Annotated in this window: 15 protein-coding genes; 8 read left to right on the forward strand and 7 right to left on the reverse strand. The window is 41.3% G+C overall.

The window, feature by feature from the left end:
• Window positions 1-341: 341 nt before the first annotated feature.
• Window positions 342-1613, forward strand: coding sequence for a DEAD/DEAH box helicase (locus ABIS04_RS05515; protein WP_350432850.1), 1272 nt, complete (start codon window positions 342-344; stop codon window positions 1611-1613).
• Entirely contained in the window at window positions 1610-2743 is a 1134-nt protein-coding gene (locus ABIS04_RS05520) for a GTP-binding protein (protein ID WP_350432851.1), read from the forward strand. The genes ABIS04_RS05515 and ABIS04_RS05520 overlap by 4 nt, the downstream gene beginning before the upstream one ends.
• Window positions 2744-2843: 100 nt before the next feature.
• On the opposite strand, the gene ABIS04_RS05525 is transcribed toward ABIS04_RS05520, so the two are convergent.
• The 3 genes from ABIS04_RS05525 to nadK form a co-directional block, all read right to left on the reverse strand.
• Window positions 2844-5648, reverse strand: coding sequence for an FAD-binding and (Fe-S)-binding domain-containing protein (locus ABIS04_RS05525; RefSeq protein WP_350432852.1), 2805 nt, complete (start codon window positions 5646-5648; stop codon window positions 2844-2846).
• 94 nt (window positions 5649-5742) lie between these two features.
• Entirely contained in the window at window positions 5743-7395 is a 1653-nt protein-coding gene (locus tag ABIS04_RS05530; protein ID WP_140233699.1) for an L-lactate permease, read from the reverse strand.
• Between the two features lie 322 nt (window positions 7396-7717).
• Entirely contained in the window at window positions 7718-8596 is an 879-nt protein-coding gene (gene nadK, locus ABIS04_RS05535; protein ID WP_140233700.1) for an NAD(+) kinase, read from the reverse strand.
• Window positions 8597-8758: 162 nt separating this feature from the next.
• Between nadK and grpE the strand changes: the two genes are divergently transcribed.
• Window positions 8759-9352 carry a nucleotide exchange factor GrpE gene (gene grpE / locus ABIS04_RS05540; protein WP_137221948.1) on the forward strand — a complete coding sequence of 198 codons (594 nt, stop codon included), beginning with the start codon at window positions 8759-8761 and terminating at the stop codon, window positions 9350-9352.
• A 228-nt stretch (window positions 9353-9580) separates the two neighbouring features.
• Here grpE and dxs read toward each other — a convergent pair whose 3' ends face one another.
• From dxs to xseB, 3 genes are read right to left on the reverse strand one after another with little or no spacing between them, the layout of a single operon-like run.
• Entirely contained in the window at window positions 9581-11446 is a 1866-nt protein-coding gene (dxs, locus tag ABIS04_RS05545; RefSeq protein ID WP_137221946.1) for a 1-deoxy-D-xylulose-5-phosphate synthase, read from the reverse strand.
• Between the two features lie 22 nt (window positions 11447-11468).
• The gene (gene ispA, locus ABIS04_RS05550) at window positions 11469-12350 is read right to left on the reverse strand and encodes a (2E,6E)-farnesyl diphosphate synthase (RefSeq protein WP_140233701.1); all 882 of its coding nucleotides are present in this window, start codon (window positions 12348-12350) and stop codon (window positions 11469-11471) included.
• 38 nt (window positions 12351-12388) lie between these two features.
• Window positions 12389-12625, reverse strand: a complete 237-nt coding sequence (gene xseB, locus ABIS04_RS05555; protein WP_140233702.1) for an exodeoxyribonuclease VII small subunit — start codon at window positions 12623-12625, stop codon at window positions 12389-12391.
• A 350-nt stretch (window positions 12626-12975) separates the two neighbouring features.
• Here xseB and pomA point away from each other — a divergent pair, with 350 nt between their 5' ends.
• From pomA to thiI, 3 genes are all read left to right on the forward strand, one after another.
• Entirely contained in the window at window positions 12976-13743 is a 768-nt protein-coding gene (pomA, locus tag ABIS04_RS05560) for a flagellar motor protein PomA (RefSeq protein ID WP_140233703.1), read from the forward strand.
• Between the two features lie 3 nt (window positions 13744-13746).
• The gene (locus ABIS04_RS05565; protein ID WP_350432853.1) at window positions 13747-14673 is read left to right on the forward strand and encodes a flagellar motor protein MotB; all 927 of its coding nucleotides are present in this window, start codon (window positions 13747-13749) and stop codon (window positions 14671-14673) included.
• A 730-nt stretch (window positions 14674-15403) separates the two neighbouring features.
• A complete protein-coding gene (thiI, locus tag ABIS04_RS05570) occupies window positions 15404-16858 on the forward strand; it encodes a tRNA uracil 4-sulfurtransferase ThiI (RefSeq protein ID WP_350432854.1) in 1455 nt (484 codons plus the stop codon).
• 187 nt (window positions 16859-17045) lie between these two features.
• Here the strand turns inward: thiI and ABIS04_RS05575 are convergent, their stop codons facing one another.
• Window positions 17046-17270 (reverse strand): hypothetical protein, encoded by a 225-nt coding sequence (locus ABIS04_RS05575; RefSeq protein ID WP_137221935.1) that lies wholly within the window; start codon window positions 17268-17270, stop codon window positions 17046-17048.
• A 178-nt stretch (window positions 17271-17448) separates the two neighbouring features.
• On the opposite strand from ABIS04_RS05575, the gene ABIS04_RS05580 reads away from it, so the two are divergent.
• Window positions 17449-18360: a transcriptional regulator GcvA gene (locus ABIS04_RS05580; RefSeq protein WP_137221933.1), complete on the forward strand. Its 912-nt coding sequence runs from the start codon at window positions 17449-17451 to the stop codon at window positions 18358-18360.
• Window positions 18341-19051 carry an alpha/beta family hydrolase gene (locus ABIS04_RS05585; protein ID WP_137221931.1) on the forward strand — a complete coding sequence of 237 codons (711 nt, stop codon included), beginning with the start codon at window positions 18341-18343 and terminating at the stop codon, window positions 19049-19051. Before ABIS04_RS05580 ends, ABIS04_RS05585 begins: the two co-directional genes overlap by 20 nt.
• Window positions 19052-19077: the final 26 nt, after the last annotated feature.

The following is a 19077-nucleotide window of genomic DNA, read 5'->3' on the forward strand; positions in this document are numbered from 1 at the left end:
CCTAAAATATTGTTGATACTTGTTATCGATTAAGCCTTTTTCGTATGCTGACGTCGATAAACAGTACGATAACAAGATGAAGCTCTGCTACGGATAATAAACGATTAACCAACAGCCATTTTGCATTTACTCATTTGTATTCACTGACCATCGACCCGCTATTGATGCCGCTTTAGATGAACACACCTTGCAGATAAAACATATGACTAGTTTGATATGAAATCGGTGAAAGATTGGTTTCTCTCTATCTTTATCTCATCCCTTAAACCTAACTGAGGTTAGTTATTCTGTTGGGGATTAGTATACAATAGCGACCTATTTCATTGTTTATTGAGTCTGTTATGTCATTTACGTTGCTAGGGTTACCGCCATTAATATTAGATGCGGTTAATCAATCTGGGTATCAAACTGCTACTCCTGTCCAACAAGCGGTGATCCCACTAGCGCTAGCAGGTCGAGACGTATTAGCCAGTGCTGAAACCGGCACAGGGAAAACAGCCGCTTTTGCATTACCTTTGTTAAGCCAGCTCATGGCACAAGATGATTTGGACTTGTCGCCGTCGCAACGCTTACGTGTACTTATCATGACACCTACGCGTGAGTTAGCTATTCAAATCGAACAGAACTTAGTTAAATACAGCCAGTTTATTAATCTTACTAGTTTAGCCGTTTATGGTGGCGCCAGTATTAACCCTCAGCGTAAGGCATTAGAGCAAGGCGTGGATGTATTGGTGGCAACGCCAGGACGATTGTTCGACATTATTGGTCAGCATGAATTGGATTTATCATCGGTAACTCATTTAGTCATTGATGAGGCAGACCGGATGCTCGACCTTGGCTTTGTTAAAGATATCGAAAAAGTGAAACGCTTAATTGCTCGAAAGCATCAAACCATGATGTTTTCGGCTACTTTTTCTGAAGAGGTTAAAACCCTTGCGGCTAAGATGCTAAACGATCCTGAATTCGTCCATGTTGAAACCCAAACCACAGCCGCCAATGTTGTCCAGCAAGTGTATAAAGTAGATACTCGCCGAAAAGCCGAGTTGTTATCGGAACTCATTGGTAAACATAATTGGCAGCAAGTTATGGTGTTTACCAGCCGCAAAGAAACGGCAGATCATTTATACCGTGAGTTAACCCTAGACGGTATTAAGGCATCGGTATTTCACGGTGATAAAAGCCAAGGGGCACGCAACCGTGCTTTAGAAGAGTTTAAAGCGGGTCAGTTACGGGTATTAATCGCTACCGATTTGGCTGCTCGAGGCCTTGATATCCAAGCGCTGCCAAGAGTGATTAACTTTGAACTGCCAGAAGAGTGCGAAGATTATATTCATCGTGTTGGACGTACAGGGCGAGCTGGATTAGGTGGTGAAGCCATTTCGTTGGTGAGTCCACAAGAGCTTGAATTGCTTGGTGCGATAGAACAGCTTATTGAACAATCATTGCCAATAATGGTACCAACAGGATATGAAGAAGGCGCACCATTGCCTGCTCGATACCGAGATGGTGCGGCAGAAAAAACGAAAAAAGCGTTTAAGCATAAACGTGGTAAGCCTTCTCAAACAGACGTAAAGCCTACCCGAAAAGGCAAATACGCTAAAGCGAAAAAATGATCACCAAACCGATAAAAACTAATATTATTACTGGCTTTTTGGGGGTGGGTAAAACCACGCTCATTAAGCAATTGTTAGCCCATAAACCACCTGATGAAGTGTGGGCTGTGTTGGTTAATGAATTTGGCGAAATTGGTATTGATGGCAGTTTGCTTAATACTGTTACGGCAACTTCAGATAATAATCAAGCTGATCAGCAGCCAAACCAAGCAGCATTGCCAAGTGTGGTGATTAAAGAAGTGCCCGGTGGTTGCCTTTGCTGTGCTGCTGGTGTGATGACACAAGTGGCGATCAATCAACTTATTCAACAAGCTAAACCTGACCGATTATTGATTGAACCTACAGGGCTCGGTCATCCTGCGGAAATCCTATCGTTATTGCAGGCCTCACATTTTCAACAAGTGATTAAATTGCAAACCAGCTTATGTTTGGTAGACGCCCGCAAAATCAGTGACGACCGTTATTACAACCATTATACTTTTATTCAGCAATTACAAATTGCTGATACGGTGATTGCCAATAAAGCGCAATACTATACTGAGCAAGATAAACAACAGTTAACCGAGTTTATGGCTCAGCTACAGCGAGCCGAGACTCCGGTACTTTATTGTGATGATCACTTTACTCAAACAGCGTTATTGCAACAGATTATCGATTTATTGGATCAACCCACAGCTAAGCTTAATCGCAAGCAATCATTAGCATCGACTAAGCCTACACGTTTATTAACAGGCGGTGCTAAGCAATGGTTTTTGCCAATGGCCTCGTCAACATCGCCAGTGAATGACGATGATCAACAATTTGACCAACAACAGCTTGCTGAGAAAGGTTTTATCTATAAAACCAATCAAGGTGAAAGTTGTTACAGTAGTGGCTGGATTATTGATAGCCAACGCAGTTTCAACTTTGAGCTGTTTATGCGGTGGGTTGAATTGGTCAAAGCGTTAAATGTGCTTAGGCTTAAAGTGATAGTTATCACTGACGATGGTATTTTAAGTGTCAATATGGTCGATGACACACTGAGCTTAGATGAATTAGATGATGCGCTTGATTCGCGAATTGAGATCATTAGCGAGACACCACTTGATGGCGATACATTGCAACAGCAGTTGTTTGCTTGCGAGATCTAGCAAGAACTTGTTATACACTTTGGCATCACTTTCATATCCCAATAAAAAAGGACATTGATAGATTATCAATGTCCTTTTTATTGACCTTGTTCCTAGTTCACTAACGTGTACATTCTTCAAGTAGATAAGCTAAGTGACGGTAAGAAATGCCGCTATGGTGAGTTAACCCCACTTCACACGTTCGGTTAGCGTAATAACCTTCTTTGGTTTCTAGCGGAATGAGCTTTTTAATGTTGCGCAAAGCACTGGCGTTAATTTCTGGCTTGTACAAGCCTTTCTCACCAGAATAACCACAGCAATTAATGCCTTCAGGTAATACAACATTGTGAGTACATGCATCTGCAATAGCTTGCAGTTTAGGCTCTAGCTTCATCTTACGAGCGCTACAACCTTGATGAAGGGTAATGTTGGCTTTCTTAGTAATGGTCATGCTTGGTAATAATTCATCATGCATAAACTCAACTAAATCGAGCACCTTCACTTTTGGATTACCCGTTAGTGTGCGGTACGTACAAGACAGTGCATCAACTACTACAGGTACTTTGCCATTTTCAGACAGTCGACTTAATGTTTCTATCAATTCATCGCGCTTAGCGTTGGCATTTTTAAAATCACCTTTTGACTCCCACATCTGCCCACAGCATAAACTACGAGTATTCTCTGGAATAATGACATTGTAGCCAGCACGCTCAAGTAAGGTGATCACCACTTCTGGTAATGTGCGGTTGTCAGGATCTTTCGGTGTTGGGCCAAAGGTTCTACCTCCACAAGCTGGGAAGTATAAAACCGTTGGCTGACCTTCTTTAGGCGCTGAAGGCTTAGTTACTTTTCCGCCTTTAGCGAAGTCAGGGTTCCAATAGGGTACTTCTTTTGAAATAAGACGGCCGGCTTTCATTATCGAATTGGTAATGCCATCACCTGTTATTTTATGGACAATGTTTAAAATATCAAAGCCTGTGCTGATCACTTGGTTAACCGCACCATAATGCTTAGCTTGGAAGTCGAGCACTTTTTGTTCTGTGGTGGTGATGTATGGTGTACGTAATTTACGAGTCAACTCACCCATGCTGTTATCAACTGGGCAGGCAATGGTACACAACTGACACGCTGCACAGGTGTCAATAACATCGTATTTGGAGCTGGCACGCATTTTTGCCGCAGCTTGTTGGTCACCAGATTGTTCTAAACGTTCTATTTCACGAAGTACCGCAATCCGTTGACGTGGCGAGAAATTCAGTGCCGATGTAGGGCAGGTTTTTTCACAAAAACCACACTCAATACAGTTGTCGACAAAGTCATCAACCACGGGACAAGGTTTAATGTTTTTAACGTGCACCAGCGTGTCGTCATTGAGGATAACCCCAGGGTTTAATAATCCACTTGGATCGAATACCTGTTTAATTTGCTTCATCAAGGTGTAAGCGTCGCTACCCCATTCCATTTCAACAAATGGGGCGACAGCACGACCGGTACCATGTTCAGCTTTCATTGACCCGTCGTACTTGTTGATCACCATTTCTGCGACATCTTGCATAAAGCCATGGAAACGATTGATATCGTCTTGTGAGGCAAAAGTGGGTGTAATAATAAAGTGGAAGTTACCCGCTAATGCATGGCCATAAATGACCCCTTCAGGGTAACCGTGTTTATGGAATAATGCGGTTAAGTCGGCTGCCGCGGCGGCTAAGTGCTGAACCTCAAATGCAACATCTTCAATAATGACTGATGTGCCTTTTGGTCTTGCTCCGCCAATAATAGGGAATAGACCAGAACGCATCGCCCAATATTGGCCATAAACAGCAGGATCATTACTGAATTCGGTTGGACGTTCCGTTTTGATATGAGCGATTTTTTCAATCACATCTTCAGTATATTTTGTTAATGTTTCAGCATCGTTTGCACGACACTCAATTAATAAAATTGCTGAACCTTCGGGTAAATTACTGAGCCATAGCGGCATACCAGCTTTACCGGTAACCGACTTAATTGATGCCCAGTCAAGTAATTCTGCTGCAGCTACGCTATCACCTATAATAGGGGGGATTGCACTCGCGGCATCTTCCATATTGAAAAACACGGCCATGGCAGAGGCTTTGTATTTGGCCTCTTCAACCGTGTGATAAGTCACTTCATTAACAAATGCGAGTGTGCCTTCAGAACCTACAATTAAATGATTGATTAAATCAAAGGGATCACTAAAGTCTACCAGTGCATTTATGCTGTAGCCCGTGGTATTTTTAATTGAGAATTTTTTACGAATACGTGCTGCTAAAGTCGGATTGTTTTGGGTTAATTGTGCCAAATCACTTAAGGCCGCTAGCAACATGGGCTGCGATTGACTGAATGCCGCTTTTGAATGTGGGCAGCCTGTATCAAGTTCAGTTCCATCTGCGAATATTAATTTAGCCGACTTGATTGTTTGATAACTGTTTTGAGCGGTACCGCAACACATGCCAGAGGCATTATTTGCCACCATACCTGCTATTTTAGCTGAAGCTAAGGTGGCAGGATCGGGGCCAATTTTTTTATTGAACGGCTTTAACGCTAAATTAGCATCAGAACCAATCACTGCGGCGCCTAACGTGATGGATAATTTGTCTTCGCTGATGTCAATATTTCGAAAGCCATCATGACCTAAAATCAATAAAATACCTTCACCGATAGCTTGACCCGATAGACTGGTACCTGCGGCACGAAAAGTCACTGGTACGCTGTTAGCTTTGGCAATATTAAGGGTGATTTTAACTTGTTCAGGGGTATCTGCATGCACCACAATTTTAGGTACGATACGGAAATAACTGGCATCTGTTGACCACGCAAAACGGCGGACAGGATCATTCGATACGGCGTCAGCGCCGAGTTGTGACGTTAACGTATCCATCACTACTTGATAATTAATAGTCATAACATGTTCTCTTAACACTTGGATGAACAGCAGGCATAGCGTGCCTACTGTTATTGTATTGTTATCGTTAGATTAGAAGTCACTTTATGGTGAATTAAAATCCACCCCAGATAACTGCAATGGTGCCTGCTACTAGGGCATAACCTAGGGCAATAGGCATTGTTTTACGAATAATTTCTGATTCTCTTCCTGCCATTCCCACAACGGTTGCTGCAGCCACGACGTTCATCACACACATCATATTACCCGCATTAGCGCCAATACCTTGTAAGGCTAACGCGATAGCGTGATTCATTCCGATATTGTCGGCAACAGAGTACTGTAGGCCTGAGAACATCATATTTGAGAAGGTTGCCGAACCTGAAAGGAAGGCACCAAAAATACCTACAATTGGAGAAACCCAAGCCCAAACTGAACCCATGCTATTGGCCAGTAAGTCTGCTAATGCAACTGGCATTGACTCGAGGCCTGCACTATTTACTCCAGAGTTAAGGAATATCTTCACCATAGGTACTGATGCACCTAAAGAAATAATCGTTGGCAGCATTGAACGACAAGATACGGTAATTGATTGTTTCATTGCAGCAGGCTTCATTTTAAATAAGATAAAACCGAATAAGCAGACCACGACAAAGAATACACCCGGAGCATAGAGCGTGGCAAAGCCTGCTTTAAGTTCGGTACCCAGTAAACCTGTCCAACTAATATTAAAGCTGGTTAACCAGCTTTTAAATGGCGCAATGACACGAGACAAGACTAACAAGGCTGCCATAATGACGTATGGCGACCAAGCTGCCATTTGTGAAAACTTAACGGGTGTTTGATTAACAGCTAGATCTCCGTCTGATTTATTGTCATTTTCACTGAAATCACACCAAGGTTGTGATGGTAATAACCAACCTTTTTTAGCCACTGGAATGACTAATGCCATACCCACAAGTGAACCAATAACCGATGGGAACTCAGGACCTGCAAAATAGTTAATTAACCATGCAGGTACCGTAAAGGCAAAGCCAGCAAACAGGGCGAATTTCCAAATTTGTAAGCCTTCTTTAATTGATTTGTTTCGACCAAAAAAGCCGGTTAAGACACAAACCATTACTAACGGAATCAATGAACCTGTCACTAAGTCTATTGTAATCATGTGCTTAGCAATAAACTGTGCGTAACCCACAAAAGTACCACCATGTTCAGCAAATTGACCTGCTGCCATGTTGACGCCACCTTCAGTTAGACCTTGTTCCATACCAAACAATACGGGTAGACCAATCGCCCCAAACGATACGGCTGTAGAGTCTCCTATTAATGCAACCACAGCAGCTGCAATCGGTGGTACGCCTAATAGTACTAACAACGGCGCCCCAATGGCCGCTGGTGTACCAAAGCCTGCTGAGCCCTCAATGAAGGAGCCAAACAACCAACAAATTATCACAACTTGAACACGAGCATCCGCACTGATGTTAGTAAAACCAGCTCGAATGGTGTCCATAGCCCCGGAATATTTGAGTGTGTTTAACAAAAATACCGCACCAAAAATAATGGTTAACGGGGTTAATGCAGATAGAAGCCCTTCAACGACAGATGCAGCAAGGAGTTGCGTGTCCATTTGCCAAATAAAGACCGCCGCTAGCCCTGTCACTACCATTGATATCGGCATCGCTTTGGATGCCGGTAAGCGCATAAGGACTAAAAATACCATTACGCTTATAATGGGCGTTAAGCTAGCGAGTAACTGTAATATTGTCATGCATACCTCTGGTATTGTGGGTACTAAATTATTATTATTTGTTAGCGTTTCGCTAACGAGGCTGTAATAGACGTTATTTAAGTGTTAAAAGTGTTGATCGAGATCATTTTAATAACCAAGATAACGTTTTCGTTGATAAAAATGAGATCTGTGTCTAATACTGGAATTGTGGTATCGGTTTAGAGACTCATTTTGGGGACGCAGAGACATTCAAATAAAGCCAAACGATTGAACGATTGGCTTTAAAATAACGTTAATTAGTCAATGTTAATGTGAAGGGGTTCACGCGACAGATATTGAAAATGTAAAAAAGTGTAAAATGTTAAAAGAGTTTACTGCCCCAGCCTAATTTTTGGCGTAATACATGGAAGTAATTGTGGCCTTTGGGATGTATGAGTCTAAGGCGTTCAGACGATCGGCGAATAAATATTTCATCGCCAGGTAATACCGCTAAATGCACATGGCCATCACAACTGACTTCGAGGTTTTCACCATTATCTGGCGATACTACAAGTTTTATAATGCTGCATGCATCGACCACAATAGGGCGGCAAGACAGGGTATGTGGAAACATAGGCACTAAAATAAGCGCTTGCAGATTAGGGGTTAAAATTGAGCCTCCAGCAGACAAAGAATAAGCAGTGGAACCGGTAGGAGTGGAGACAATCATTCCATCTGCGCGCTGGCTATACATAAATTGCTCATCAATATAGACCTCAAATTGGATCATATGAGCAATTTTACCTGGGTGAAGAACCGCTTCATTTACAGCTGTGTTACTTGAGGTTATTTTTCCATGACGGTGAACTTCAGCTTCTAATAAAAAACGGTGTTCGGTTTCAAATTCACCGCTAAGCACTTTCGATAAAGCTTCTTCAAAATTATCGGGTGGTAAATCCGTTAAAAAACCTAAGTTTCCTCGATTTAAACCAATAACAGCAACGTTAAAACGAGCCAATACTCTGGCAGCACCTAGCATATTGCCATCACCGCCGACTACGATGGCTAAATCACAGTGTTCACCCATTTCAAGCAGATCCATTGAACAAACGTCTGAACCTAATTCTGCAGATACTCGTTCTTCAACAATGACTTTATACCCTTGCATTTTTAACCAATGATGCAACCGGGTTAATGTAAGGTTAGTACCTTGATGATGTGGCTTACCGATGAGTCCAATAGTCTGAAACATTTTAGTCATATTCGAGTTTGTTATGCCTTTAGGCCTTGAAACATGAAAATTGATCCCCATAATATACTCAAACAAATTAAAAGTGTGAGATTTACTGTTAAATTCCAGTAAATGGCCACTTTATTTATTGTCCTAGAATAGCCAATAACGCATTTTTTAGCCGGAGTGAAAATGAGTAACGAATCGCAAAATCAAGTGGAAGAAGTCGTCACATCTGATGTCGCGGCTGATGAAGCAAGTTTGATGGATGAATTAACCCAAGCAAATTTTAGAATTGAAGAATTAGAGCAGCGCCTTGCTGAGTCTGAAACTGCACTAGCTGAACGTAAAGATGTTGAAATGCGTGCAGCAGCAGAAACGCAAAATATCCGTACTCGTGCGGCCAAAGATGTCGAACAAGCACGTAAATTTGCTTTAGAAAAATTTGTTAACGAATTATTGCCTGTGATAGACAATATGGAGCGAGCATTACAGGGTACTAATCCTGAAGATGAAGCAACTAAATCTATCTATGAAGGTGTTGAATTGACCATGAAGGGTTTTTTAACCTCGGTTGAGAAGTTTGGTGTGACCCAAGTTAATCCTTTAGGTCAACCATTTAACCCTGAACATCATCAAGCCATTGGTATGCAACCAAGTGCTGAGTATCCTGCTAATACTGTGATGATGGTTATGCAGAAAGGTTACTTATTGAATGGTCGTATATTACGCCCAGCAATGGTGATGGTATCTCAAGGCGGCGAAAGTGTGGATGTCGAAGCATAAAGATTAATTTAAGTCTGACACTTAAGTTAGTTACTAATATAGGTCTCTAATATTAGTATTCAACATTAGCTTCTTGTATTAGTCGATGGTATTGATCTTTAGCATTCATCATGAGTTGTTAAAAAACAGACACAAAAAAGGACTGAATCTTCAGCCCTTTTTTATTGGCTTTATTTGATGCTATGAATAGCAAATATAATCATCGCAACCATAAAAACTACAAAAGCATTAAGCTATAAACTCTTGGATTTGCGCTAAAATACCTGCTGCATCAAGTCGAAGTTCTGCGATTATTTCATCAGGTGCGCCATGTTTAATAAATTCATCTGGCAAACCAATCTGCAATACAGGCTTTTCAATACGCATTTTGTGCAATGCCTCAAGCACTCCTGAACCCGCTCCACCCATGATTGCATTTTCTTCTATGGTCACAATGACATCATGACTGTTTGCAACTTGTTCAAGTAATTCTAGATCAAGCGGCTTAACAAAGCGCATATCGGCAACTGTGGCATCTAACTTGTCAGCAGCATCTGTTGCCGCTGCCAGTGTAGTGCCAAAGTTAATAATGGCAATTTTTTGGCCTTGACGGGTTAACACGCCTTTGCCAATAGGGAGTATTGTCATGGTTTCAATTTGCTCGGCACCTGTTGCAGACCCTCTAGGGTAACGAACAGCGACAGGTCCATCTTGATAACAATATCCAGTGTAAAGCATTTGGCGACATTCATTTTCGTCAGATGGCGCCATAATGATCATATTTGGAATACAGCGCATGAAACTTAAATCGAATGCACCTTGGTGAGTTGGTCCATCTGCGCCAACAATACCACCACGGTCAATGGCAAATAAAACGGGTAAACGTTGTAATGCAACATCGTGGATAAGTTGATCATATCCACGTTGTAAAAAGGTCGAGTAAATAGCGACGACAGGTTTTAAACCTTCACAGGCAAAACCTGCAGCTAAAGTCACTGCGTGTTGTTCTGCAATTGCAGCATCAAAATATTGCTTAGGGAAATGCTGCGAAAACTCAACCATTCCAGAGCCTTCACGCATAGCAGGTGTAATCGCCATTAACTTATCATCAGTGGCCGCCATATCGCATAACCATTTACCAAACACTTGTGAAAAAGTGGGTAAACCTGGTTTTGTTACCGGTTTCTTAAACTGGCTTGGGTCGAATTTAGGCACTGCGTGCCAACCGATAGGATCTTTTTCAGCAGGCTCATAACCACGACCTTTTTTGGTCATGATATGCAATATTTGTGGCCCTTTCAGGTTACGCATATTACGCAAGGTTTCGACAAGGGAGTCCACATCATGGCCATCAATTGGGCCAATATAATTAAACCCAAGCTCTTCAAATAATGTAGCAGGTACTACCATGCCTTTAAGGTGTTCTTCAGTGCGTCTAGCCATTTCTTTAATGACGGGCATACCTTGTAGGACTTTTTTGCTGTTTTCACGAATAGTGGTATAAAAACGGCCTGACATTAGCTGTGCTAAATGATTATTAAGTGCGCCAACGTTTTCTGAAATCGACATTTCATTGTCATTGAGGACCACAAGCATGTCATTGTGCAAGTCGCCAGCATGATTAAGGGCTTCAAACACCATCCCTCCCGTCATGGCGCCATCACCAATGACAGCAACTACTTTTCGCCCAGCGTCTTCCTTTTCCGCGGCGATTGCCATCCCTAATGCTGCACTAACAGAAGTGCCAGAGTGACCGACACTAAAGGTATCGTATGGGCTTTCTTCACGCCATGGGAAAGGATGTAAACCATTCTTTTGTCGAATGGTGTGCATTTGCTCACGGCGATCGGTGAGAATTTTATGCGGATATGCTTGATGGCCTACGTCCCACACTAGTCGATCGAATGGGGTATTGTAGACATAATGAAGTGCCACAGTTAATTCAACTGTGCCTAAGCCAGAAGCAAAATGTCCGCTAGAAATACCTACAGACTGAAGTAAAAATTGTCTAAGTTCATCAGACACTTGTGGAAGTAAACCTTGAGGTAACTTCCTTAATTCTTCTGGCGTATTAGCTTTAGCTAGTACTGGGAATTTAGAAATATCAAAACTCATAGCGAGATTTTCAGACTCTTTATTATAATCTTCGCTCAACTATATAGTGGGCGAAGTCTGCAATTAACTGGCTATTGTATGGTAATTTAGTCAGCGCTGATAGTGCATCTTGTATTAGTTGTTCCGCACAGTCTTTGGCACCCTCGAGACCTAACAATTTGGGGAAGGTACTTTTATTCGATTGCTGATCAGAACCCTGAGGTTTCCCCAGCTCTTCTGTGCTTGTTGTGATGTCTAAAATATCGTCTTGTACTTGAAACGCTAATCCAAGTGTTTGGGCGTATTTCATCATCAATTGATAGTGTTCATCAGGTATGTCGGCAGCAATTAAAGCAAGCTCGACGGCACAACTGATTAATGCCCCGGTTTTTTTATTATGTAATTCGGTTAATCTAGTTAATTCTATACTGTTATCTGTGGCACTGAGATCAATTGCTTGACCACCGCACATGCCTTGATACCCGGATGCTTTTGCTAATGCCCTAACCATGGCTAATTGCTGTTTTGGATGTAAGTCGCTACAGGGTGCCGTCATTATTTCAAAAGCTAAGGTTTGCAGTGCGTCACCCGCAAGAATTGCTGTGGCTTCATTAAATGCAATATGAACCGTGGGTTGACCACGACGAAGTGCATCATTGTCCATTGCCGGTAAGTCATCGTGTATTAACGAATAAGCATGGATACATTCAATGGCAGCAGCGGCCTTATCAAGCGCATGACTATTAACCCCAAGCATCTCACCGACACTGTAGACTAAAAAAGGCCTAATGCGTTTACCACCCAATAATGCCCCATGAAGCATTGCTGCTTTTAAGTCTGGTGCCGCATCATCAAGCTGCGTTAAATGTTGGTTTAGAATACCATTAACGCGTGTTTGGTATGTTTTTATCGCTTCAGCTAACACGTATCAAGCCCTATTATTCAATACACACTATTTGACGATTATTCACTTTCAACAGTGAACGGCGCTAATTCAGCATCATCTTCATTTAATAAGATAGAGACTTTTTGCTGTGCTTGCTCAAGTTTGGCTTGGCTTTGTCGCACTAATTTAATGCCTCGCTCAAATTGTTTAAGTGCATCATCTAGCGAGACTTCACCTTGCTCTAAATGAGCAACAATGGTTTCAAGTTCAGTTAATGATTGTTCAAAACTGAGGTTTTCTGGTTTTTTAGCCACGATTAATATTCCTTTCATTCAGCGTGTGACAAGGTATATCAGCCCAGCGTATCGGTCAAATACAGTCGCTGGTTATTTGCTCAACAGCACGCTTTGTTATTGAATTTTGTTTAGAATATGCAAAAACAAGCTAAACTTGAGCGGAGTTTGTCCGATAACAAGTCATGGTTTAACATTGCTAACGTAAAATAGTATTGCAACTCTTGCTGTAATACATAACGATGGGCAAGATAGTTTACACGATATGATGTCGGATTATTCGGGTTATATAGCGTGCGCTAATGCATCATAACGTAGCACAATAAAGTAGCAAAAATAGGCAGCGTAATGACTGCGGTTGAGGAGATGTTGTGGATTTAGCTACCCTAATAGGTATTATCGGTGCTTTTGCATTTATTATTGGCGCGATGGCAACCAGCGGCGGTGTTGGATTATTTATCGATGTACCGTCAGTTTTGATTGTTGTGGCAGGCTCTTTATTCGTTGTGATGATGAAATTTAACCTCAAGCAGTTTTTAGGTTCGATAAAGATTGGTATGAAAGCCTTCATGTTTAAATTAGATAAACCTGAAGATTTGATTGAACAAGCTGTCACCATGGCTGATGCAGCCCGTAAAGGCGGTTTTTTAGCCTTAGAAGAGGCGGTTATTACCAACACTTTTATGCAAAAAGCTGTCGATATGTTAGTTGATGGTCATGATGGTGATGTGGTGCGTAATGCTTTAGAAAAAGATATTGCATTGACGGAAGAGCGGCACAAAACAGGCATTAGTATTTTTAAAGCCATGGGAGATGTTGCCCCTGCGATGGGTATGATTGGTACTCTAGTGGGTTTAGTGGCGATGTTGTCTAATATGGATGATCCTAAATCTATTGGTCCGTCAATGGCCGTGGCATTATTAACGACACTTTATGGTGCCGTGATTGCGAACATGATAGCTATCCCGTTGGCGGATAAATTATCATTACGGATGAATGAAGAATTGTTGAATCGTAATTTAATCATGGATGCGGTACTAGCGATTCAAGATGGTCAAAATCCACGGGTGATTGAAGGATTCTTGAAGAATTACCTATCAGAAAAACTCCGAGTCATTGACACAACGGACGGAGAGTAACTCATGGCTAAGGCCAAGTGTGATTGTCCACCAGCGGGAGCACCTTTGTGGCTCGCTACCTTTGCAGACTTGATGTCGTTGCTAATGTGTTTCTTTGTGTTGCTTTTGGCGTTCTCAGAAATGGACGTCATGAAGTTTAAGCAGATTGCCGGTTCAATGAAATATGCATTTGGAGTACAAAACAAAGTTGAAGTGAAAGATATTCCTAAGGGAACATCGGTTATCGCGCTTGAGTTTCGCCCTGGACGACCTGATCCCACCCCTATTGAGATCATTAATCAACAAACCAATGAAATGACTCAGCCAACGATTGAATATCAAGCCGGTGAGGATGACAGTGCGGGTGGCACTCAGAAACAAAATGGTGAACAACGTGGCGGTAATGCTGCCGCGACCGCTCAGCAAGAAGCTGAAGCCGTTAAAAAAGATGCAGCGTCTTCGCAAGAAAATATCAATGAACAAGTTAAAAAAATGGCTGAAAAGCTCAATGAAGAAATTGTTGATGGTGCCATTGAAATTGAATCTTTAGGTCAGCAAATTATCATCCGTATTCGCGAAAAAGGCTCGTTCGCATCAGGTTCTGGTTTTTTACAACCGAAATTTAAACCGATTGTGCGTTCAATAGGTGAGTTATTAAAGGATGTTCCTGGTATTATTACGGTGTCGGGTCATACTGACGGTGCAGATATCCATAATGAACTGTACAGTTCAAATTGGGAGTTATCGACTCAACGAGCTGTGGCTGTGGCCCACGAGTTAAGAAAAGTCTCGGGCTTTAATGAATCTCGCATGAAGGTGGTTGGCGAAGCATCTAATAGACCGTTGGTACCTAATGATTCTAAAGAGAATCAAGCCCGAAATCGACGGGTTGAAATATCCATTGAACAAGGTAAGCCTATAGAGTCGGATGAAATTATCGTTACTGAATAGTGGGTCGTTTTAATCATAAACAAAAGGGCAACCTCTTTAGTAGGGCTTGCCCTTTTTGTTTTAAGTCTGCTTTAATTATCAACATGGCTTTTTTAGCGACGTTATGCTGACTCTGAAGGTTATTCATTATGTCGTTGTCTATAATACCAATCTCATTAAATATCTGGTCAGTTCAGAGTCTCTCAGGTTTTTCAATTCAAGGCACATTGATGTAGAAATGGTTGTTCCCTTTTAAATCGATGTAACACAGAAGTGGAATACCTGAGAGACTCCATTCTGGCGGGTTTCAAAGTCCTTTATCCTTCGTTAGATGCTTTCAAAATACGACTGCATGGTCTATTTTTTTCCATAAAAAATAAGACATTCCCACCATCCATGGCGGTCAGATGCTGGAGGTAGAGTAACGCAGGAGCTTGTTACCGAGAATCACTATTCGCTTCAATCATCTGCCTTACCTACAGCACTTTGAACTCCCGCTGAAAAATCACATATCTAATAGGATTGGTATAATAAATAGCAGATAAAAAAGTGAATAGGTTTGGTTAATAGGCATCCTTTGGTATAATCCACGAATTATTGCATATGCTTTGCTTTTTACTTAATAACGTAAGCAAACTGAGTAGACTGAGCCTTGCTATTTTTTCAATTTATTATCAACGTATTACTATCTCTATTTACTTAGCTACAAAGAGTGTAGTGCTATTGTGATGCTGATACCTGTGGACGCCCCATGAAGTTTATCGTAAAGCTGTACCCTGAAATCATGATGAAGAGCAAGTCGGTAAGAATGCGCTTTACCAAAATGCTTGAAACTAATATACGTAATGTGCTTAAAAATGTGGATGAAGGTGCCAAAGTACAACGTTTGTATGATCGTATTATAGTGCAAGTACCGAGCGATAAACCGGAATTATGTGACGTTTTTGCAGAGCGACTAGCCTGTATTCCAGGTATTGCTCATGTTGTGCAAGTGAGTGAATATAGTTTTGATTCGATCGACCATATTTATCAGCAAGCTTTGCCAAAATACCGTGATGAAATTTCCGGTAAAACTTTTTGTGTCCGGGTAAAACGCTCTGGTAATCATGACTTCAATTCAATTGAAGTTGAACGTTATGTCGGCGGTGGATTAAATCAACACACTGATGCGTTAGGCGTTAAACTTAAAAACCCAGATGTGACTGTTAACCTTGAAATCAATCAAGATAAGCTTTACATGGTAGAACGTCGCATTGAAGGTTTGGGCGGTTTCCCAATGGCGACACAAGAAGATGTGTTGTCGCTTATTTCGGGTGGTTTTGATTCTGGTGTATCGAGTTTCCAGTTTATTAAAAAAGGCGCACGTACCCATTACTGTTTCTTTAATTTAGGTGGCGCTCAGCACGAGATTGGCGTTAAGCAAGTCGCTTACCATTTATGGAAAAAGTATGGTGAATCACACAAAGTACGTTTTGTGTCTGTGCCATTTGAACCTGTGGTTGAAGAGATCCTTGAACGTATTGAGAATGGCCAAATGGGTGTTATTCTCAAACGTATGATGATGCGTGCAGCAACACGTATTGCAGACAAGTATGGTATTCAAGCATTGGTAACAGGTGAAAGCCTAGGTCAAGTATCGAGTCAAACACTGACTAACTTGAATGTGATTGATCGTAGCACCGATTTACTTATTTTACGTCCGCTTATCGCCATGGACAAACAAGACATTATTAATCAGAGTCGTATTATTGGTACTGAAGATTTTGCTAAGTCGATTCCTGAATATTGTGGTGTGATCTCACAAAAACCTACCGTTAAAGCGGTATTATCTAAAGTTGAAGCGGAAGAGTTAAAGTTCTCTGAAGATTTAATTGATAGGGTAGTTGAGGCTGCCGTAGTGATGAATATTCGTGATATTGAGGCTGAAATGAATCAACAAGTAACCGAAACCGAAACGGTTAAAGATGTCGCTTCTGGCGAAATAATTATTGATGTACGCGCGCCGGAAGAAGAAGAAAGAAAACCACTATTGATTGAAAATGTAATGATTAAAACCATTCCATTTTTTAAATTAGCGACGCAATTTGCAGATTTAGATAAGTCTAAAACGTATTTGTTATATTGTGACCGTGGTGTGATGAGTAAACTGCAAGCTTTATATCTTGTTGAGCAGGGTTATACAAACGTTAAAGTTTATCGCCCTTAGGCTGTGAGTGATAACGTCACCAATGACCGTGATGCTAAGCATGATAAATAAAAAAACCGCATTATATGCGGTTTTTTTATGCTACATTCTATATTGTTTTTACTAGGCGTTGCTCAACGTTACTAATGGTACAATGATATTACGGTCAGTGAAATTGAGAATGTAAATTGATGTCTTATTTAATCACTTAATTTGATGATGTCACTTCTAATGATTCTTGTGGTTCATCATTGTCAGCAATTAAAATACTATTAACATCATTATTCATATCGATTTGCATGGCTTCAATGCTTTGTGATAACTCTGCATGTAAATCAACCATATCGATAGGTTCTAGTTCAGTCGCTTGGGCTGTTGTTAATCCTAGAATGGATGTTAGCGCTATAGCAAAAAGGGTATTTAGGTTGAACATAAGGGTGAGCCTCCAGGCTAATCAATCACAATTGCCGGACTATCCCGTTTACGTCGTAGAGATTGTCCAACTGTATTTTCAATGGCGCTAATTTAACCAAACACAGAGTTCTTTACAAACGACAAAAAATACCGATAATCATTAGAAAAACTAATTAAAAAATGAGAGATTGATCATTATGTCTAGACGATTACCGCCTTTAAATGCAGTCAAAGCATTTGAAGCTGCAGCACGACATTTGAGCTTTACCCGCGCCGCAGAAGAGTTATTTGTCACTCAAGCCGCGGTGAGTCATCAGATTAAAGCATTAGAAGATTTTTTAGGGCTAAAATTATTTAGACGTAAAAATAGATCATTATTGTTAACGGAAGAGGGTCAAAGCTATTTTCTAGACATTAAAGATATTTTTATTGAGCTTGGAGAAGCGACTAATCGTCTACTGGCTCGAAGCGCTGTCGGCTCGTTAACAGTGAGTATGTCCCCTAGTTTTGCTATTCAATGGTTAGTTCCTCGTTTAGCAAAGTTTAGTGAAAAGAATCCTGATATTGATGTACGTATTAAAGCCGTAGACAGTGATTCTAATTCATTAACTGACGATGTCGATGTGGCTATTTATTATGGGCAAGGAAATTGGCCTGGATTACGTGCTGATAAACTTCGTAATGAAGTGCTTATTCCTGTGTGTTCGCCATTATTACTCAATGGTCCTAAACCATTAACCCAACCGAGTGATTTAAAGTTCCATACCTTACTGCATGATTCCAACCGCCAAGATTGGCAGGCTTGGTTTAGGCAATGTGGCGTGACTGACATCAATGTGAATCAAGGTCCTATATTTAGTCACTCTTCATTGGTGTTGCAAGCCGCGGCCCATGGTCAAGGTGTAGCACTAGGCTATAGCGTACTTGCTAGGCCTGATATCAAAGCAGGGCGATTGGTGTGTCCGTTTGCTGAGGTATTAGTCAGCAAAGATGCTTATTATTTAGTGTGTCAGCAAAGTCATTCTGAAATAGGTAAAGTGTCGGCCTTTAGGGAATGGATGGTTGATATGTTTACAGAGGAGTCTCGTAGTGAGTTGCTCACCGGATAATGCTCCGATGTTAGCTATTGATTATCTATTACAAGGGCCGATAAGCGACACATTGATTATTTTTGCTCATGGGGCTGGTGCTAATATGCACCATGAGTATATGGTTTCAATGACAGATAAATTAGTCGCACAAGGTTATCAAGTTTATCGATTTAATTTTTTGTATATGCAAGCCAATATGCAAGATGGTAAACGTCGTCCGCCTGATCGAGCGCCTAAATTGCTGGTACATTATGAACAAGTATTGATGGATGTTCAGCAAAAGATGGCGCTTGGCCTGATCAATTGTCAGCGGATAATTCTGATGGGTAAGTCTATGGGCGGACGTATGTCAGCAATATTGACCAGTTCAGATCATCAATTACAACAGCCACTTATTGCCTCTGTAATCGATAAAATAGCTGCGGTGGTGTGTCTAGGCTATCCGTTTATTCCACTTAAAGGTGGAGAGCCAAGACTTGCGCCCATTCAGCATAATGCTCACCCGATGTTAATTGTTCAAGGTGAACGAGATAAGTTTGGCAATCTTCAGCAAGTGCCTACATGGGATTTAGGTGAACATGCTGAAGTCTGTTGGATTGGTGATGGTGACCATAGTTTACAACCGCGAAAATCGTCAGGTTATACCCTTGATGGTAATCTTAATATTGCAATTGATCACATCAGCCAGTTTATTGCTCGAGTAGACTAGTTTTAATTAAACTATGGTTACCGACA

The sequence above is a fragment of the Shewanella sp. H8 genome (genome assembly GCF_040285065.1).
Lineage (GTDB): Bacteria > Pseudomonadota > Gammaproteobacteria > Enterobacterales > Shewanellaceae > Shewanella > Shewanella polaris.

Excerpts from the sequence above, each read along its gene's own strand:
- ABIS04_RS05515 (WP_350432850.1), top strand. The coding sequence starts at position 342 with ATGTCATTTACGTTGCTAGGGTTACCGCCATTAATATTAGATGCGGTT.
- ABIS04_RS05520 (WP_350432851.1), top strand. The coding sequence starts at position 1,610 with ATGATCACCAAACCGATAAAAACTAATATTATTACTGGCTTTTTGGGG.
- ABIS04_RS05525 (WP_350432852.1), bottom strand. The coding sequence starts at position 5,648 with ATGACTATTAATTATCAAGTAGTGATGGATACGTTAACGTCACAACTC.
- ABIS04_RS05530 (WP_140233699.1), bottom strand. The coding sequence starts at position 7,395 with ATGACAATATTACAGTTACTCGCTAGCTTAACGCCCATTATAAGCGTA.
- nadK (WP_140233700.1), bottom strand. The coding sequence starts at position 8,596 with ATGACTAAAATGTTTCAGACTATTGGACTCATCGGTAAGCCACATCAT.
- grpE (WP_137221948.1), top strand. The coding sequence starts at position 8,759 with ATGAGTAACGAATCGCAAAATCAAGTGGAAGAAGTCGTCACATCTGAT.
- dxs (WP_137221946.1), bottom strand. The coding sequence starts at position 11,446 with ATGAGTTTTGATATTTCTAAATTCCCAGTACTAGCTAAAGCTAATACG.
- ABIS04_RS05565 (WP_350432853.1), top strand. The coding sequence starts at position 13,747 with ATGGCTAAGGCCAAGTGTGATTGTCCACCAGCGGGAGCACCTTTGTGG.
- thiI (WP_350432854.1), top strand. The coding sequence starts at position 15,404 with ATGAAGTTTATCGTAAAGCTGTACCCTGAAATCATGATGAAGAGCAAG.
- ABIS04_RS05575 (WP_137221935.1), bottom strand. The coding sequence starts at position 17,270 with ATGTTCAACCTAAATACCCTTTTTGCTATAGCGCTAACATCCATTCTA.
- ABIS04_RS05580 (WP_137221933.1), top strand. The coding sequence starts at position 17,449 with ATGTCTAGACGATTACCGCCTTTAAATGCAGTCAAAGCATTTGAAGCT.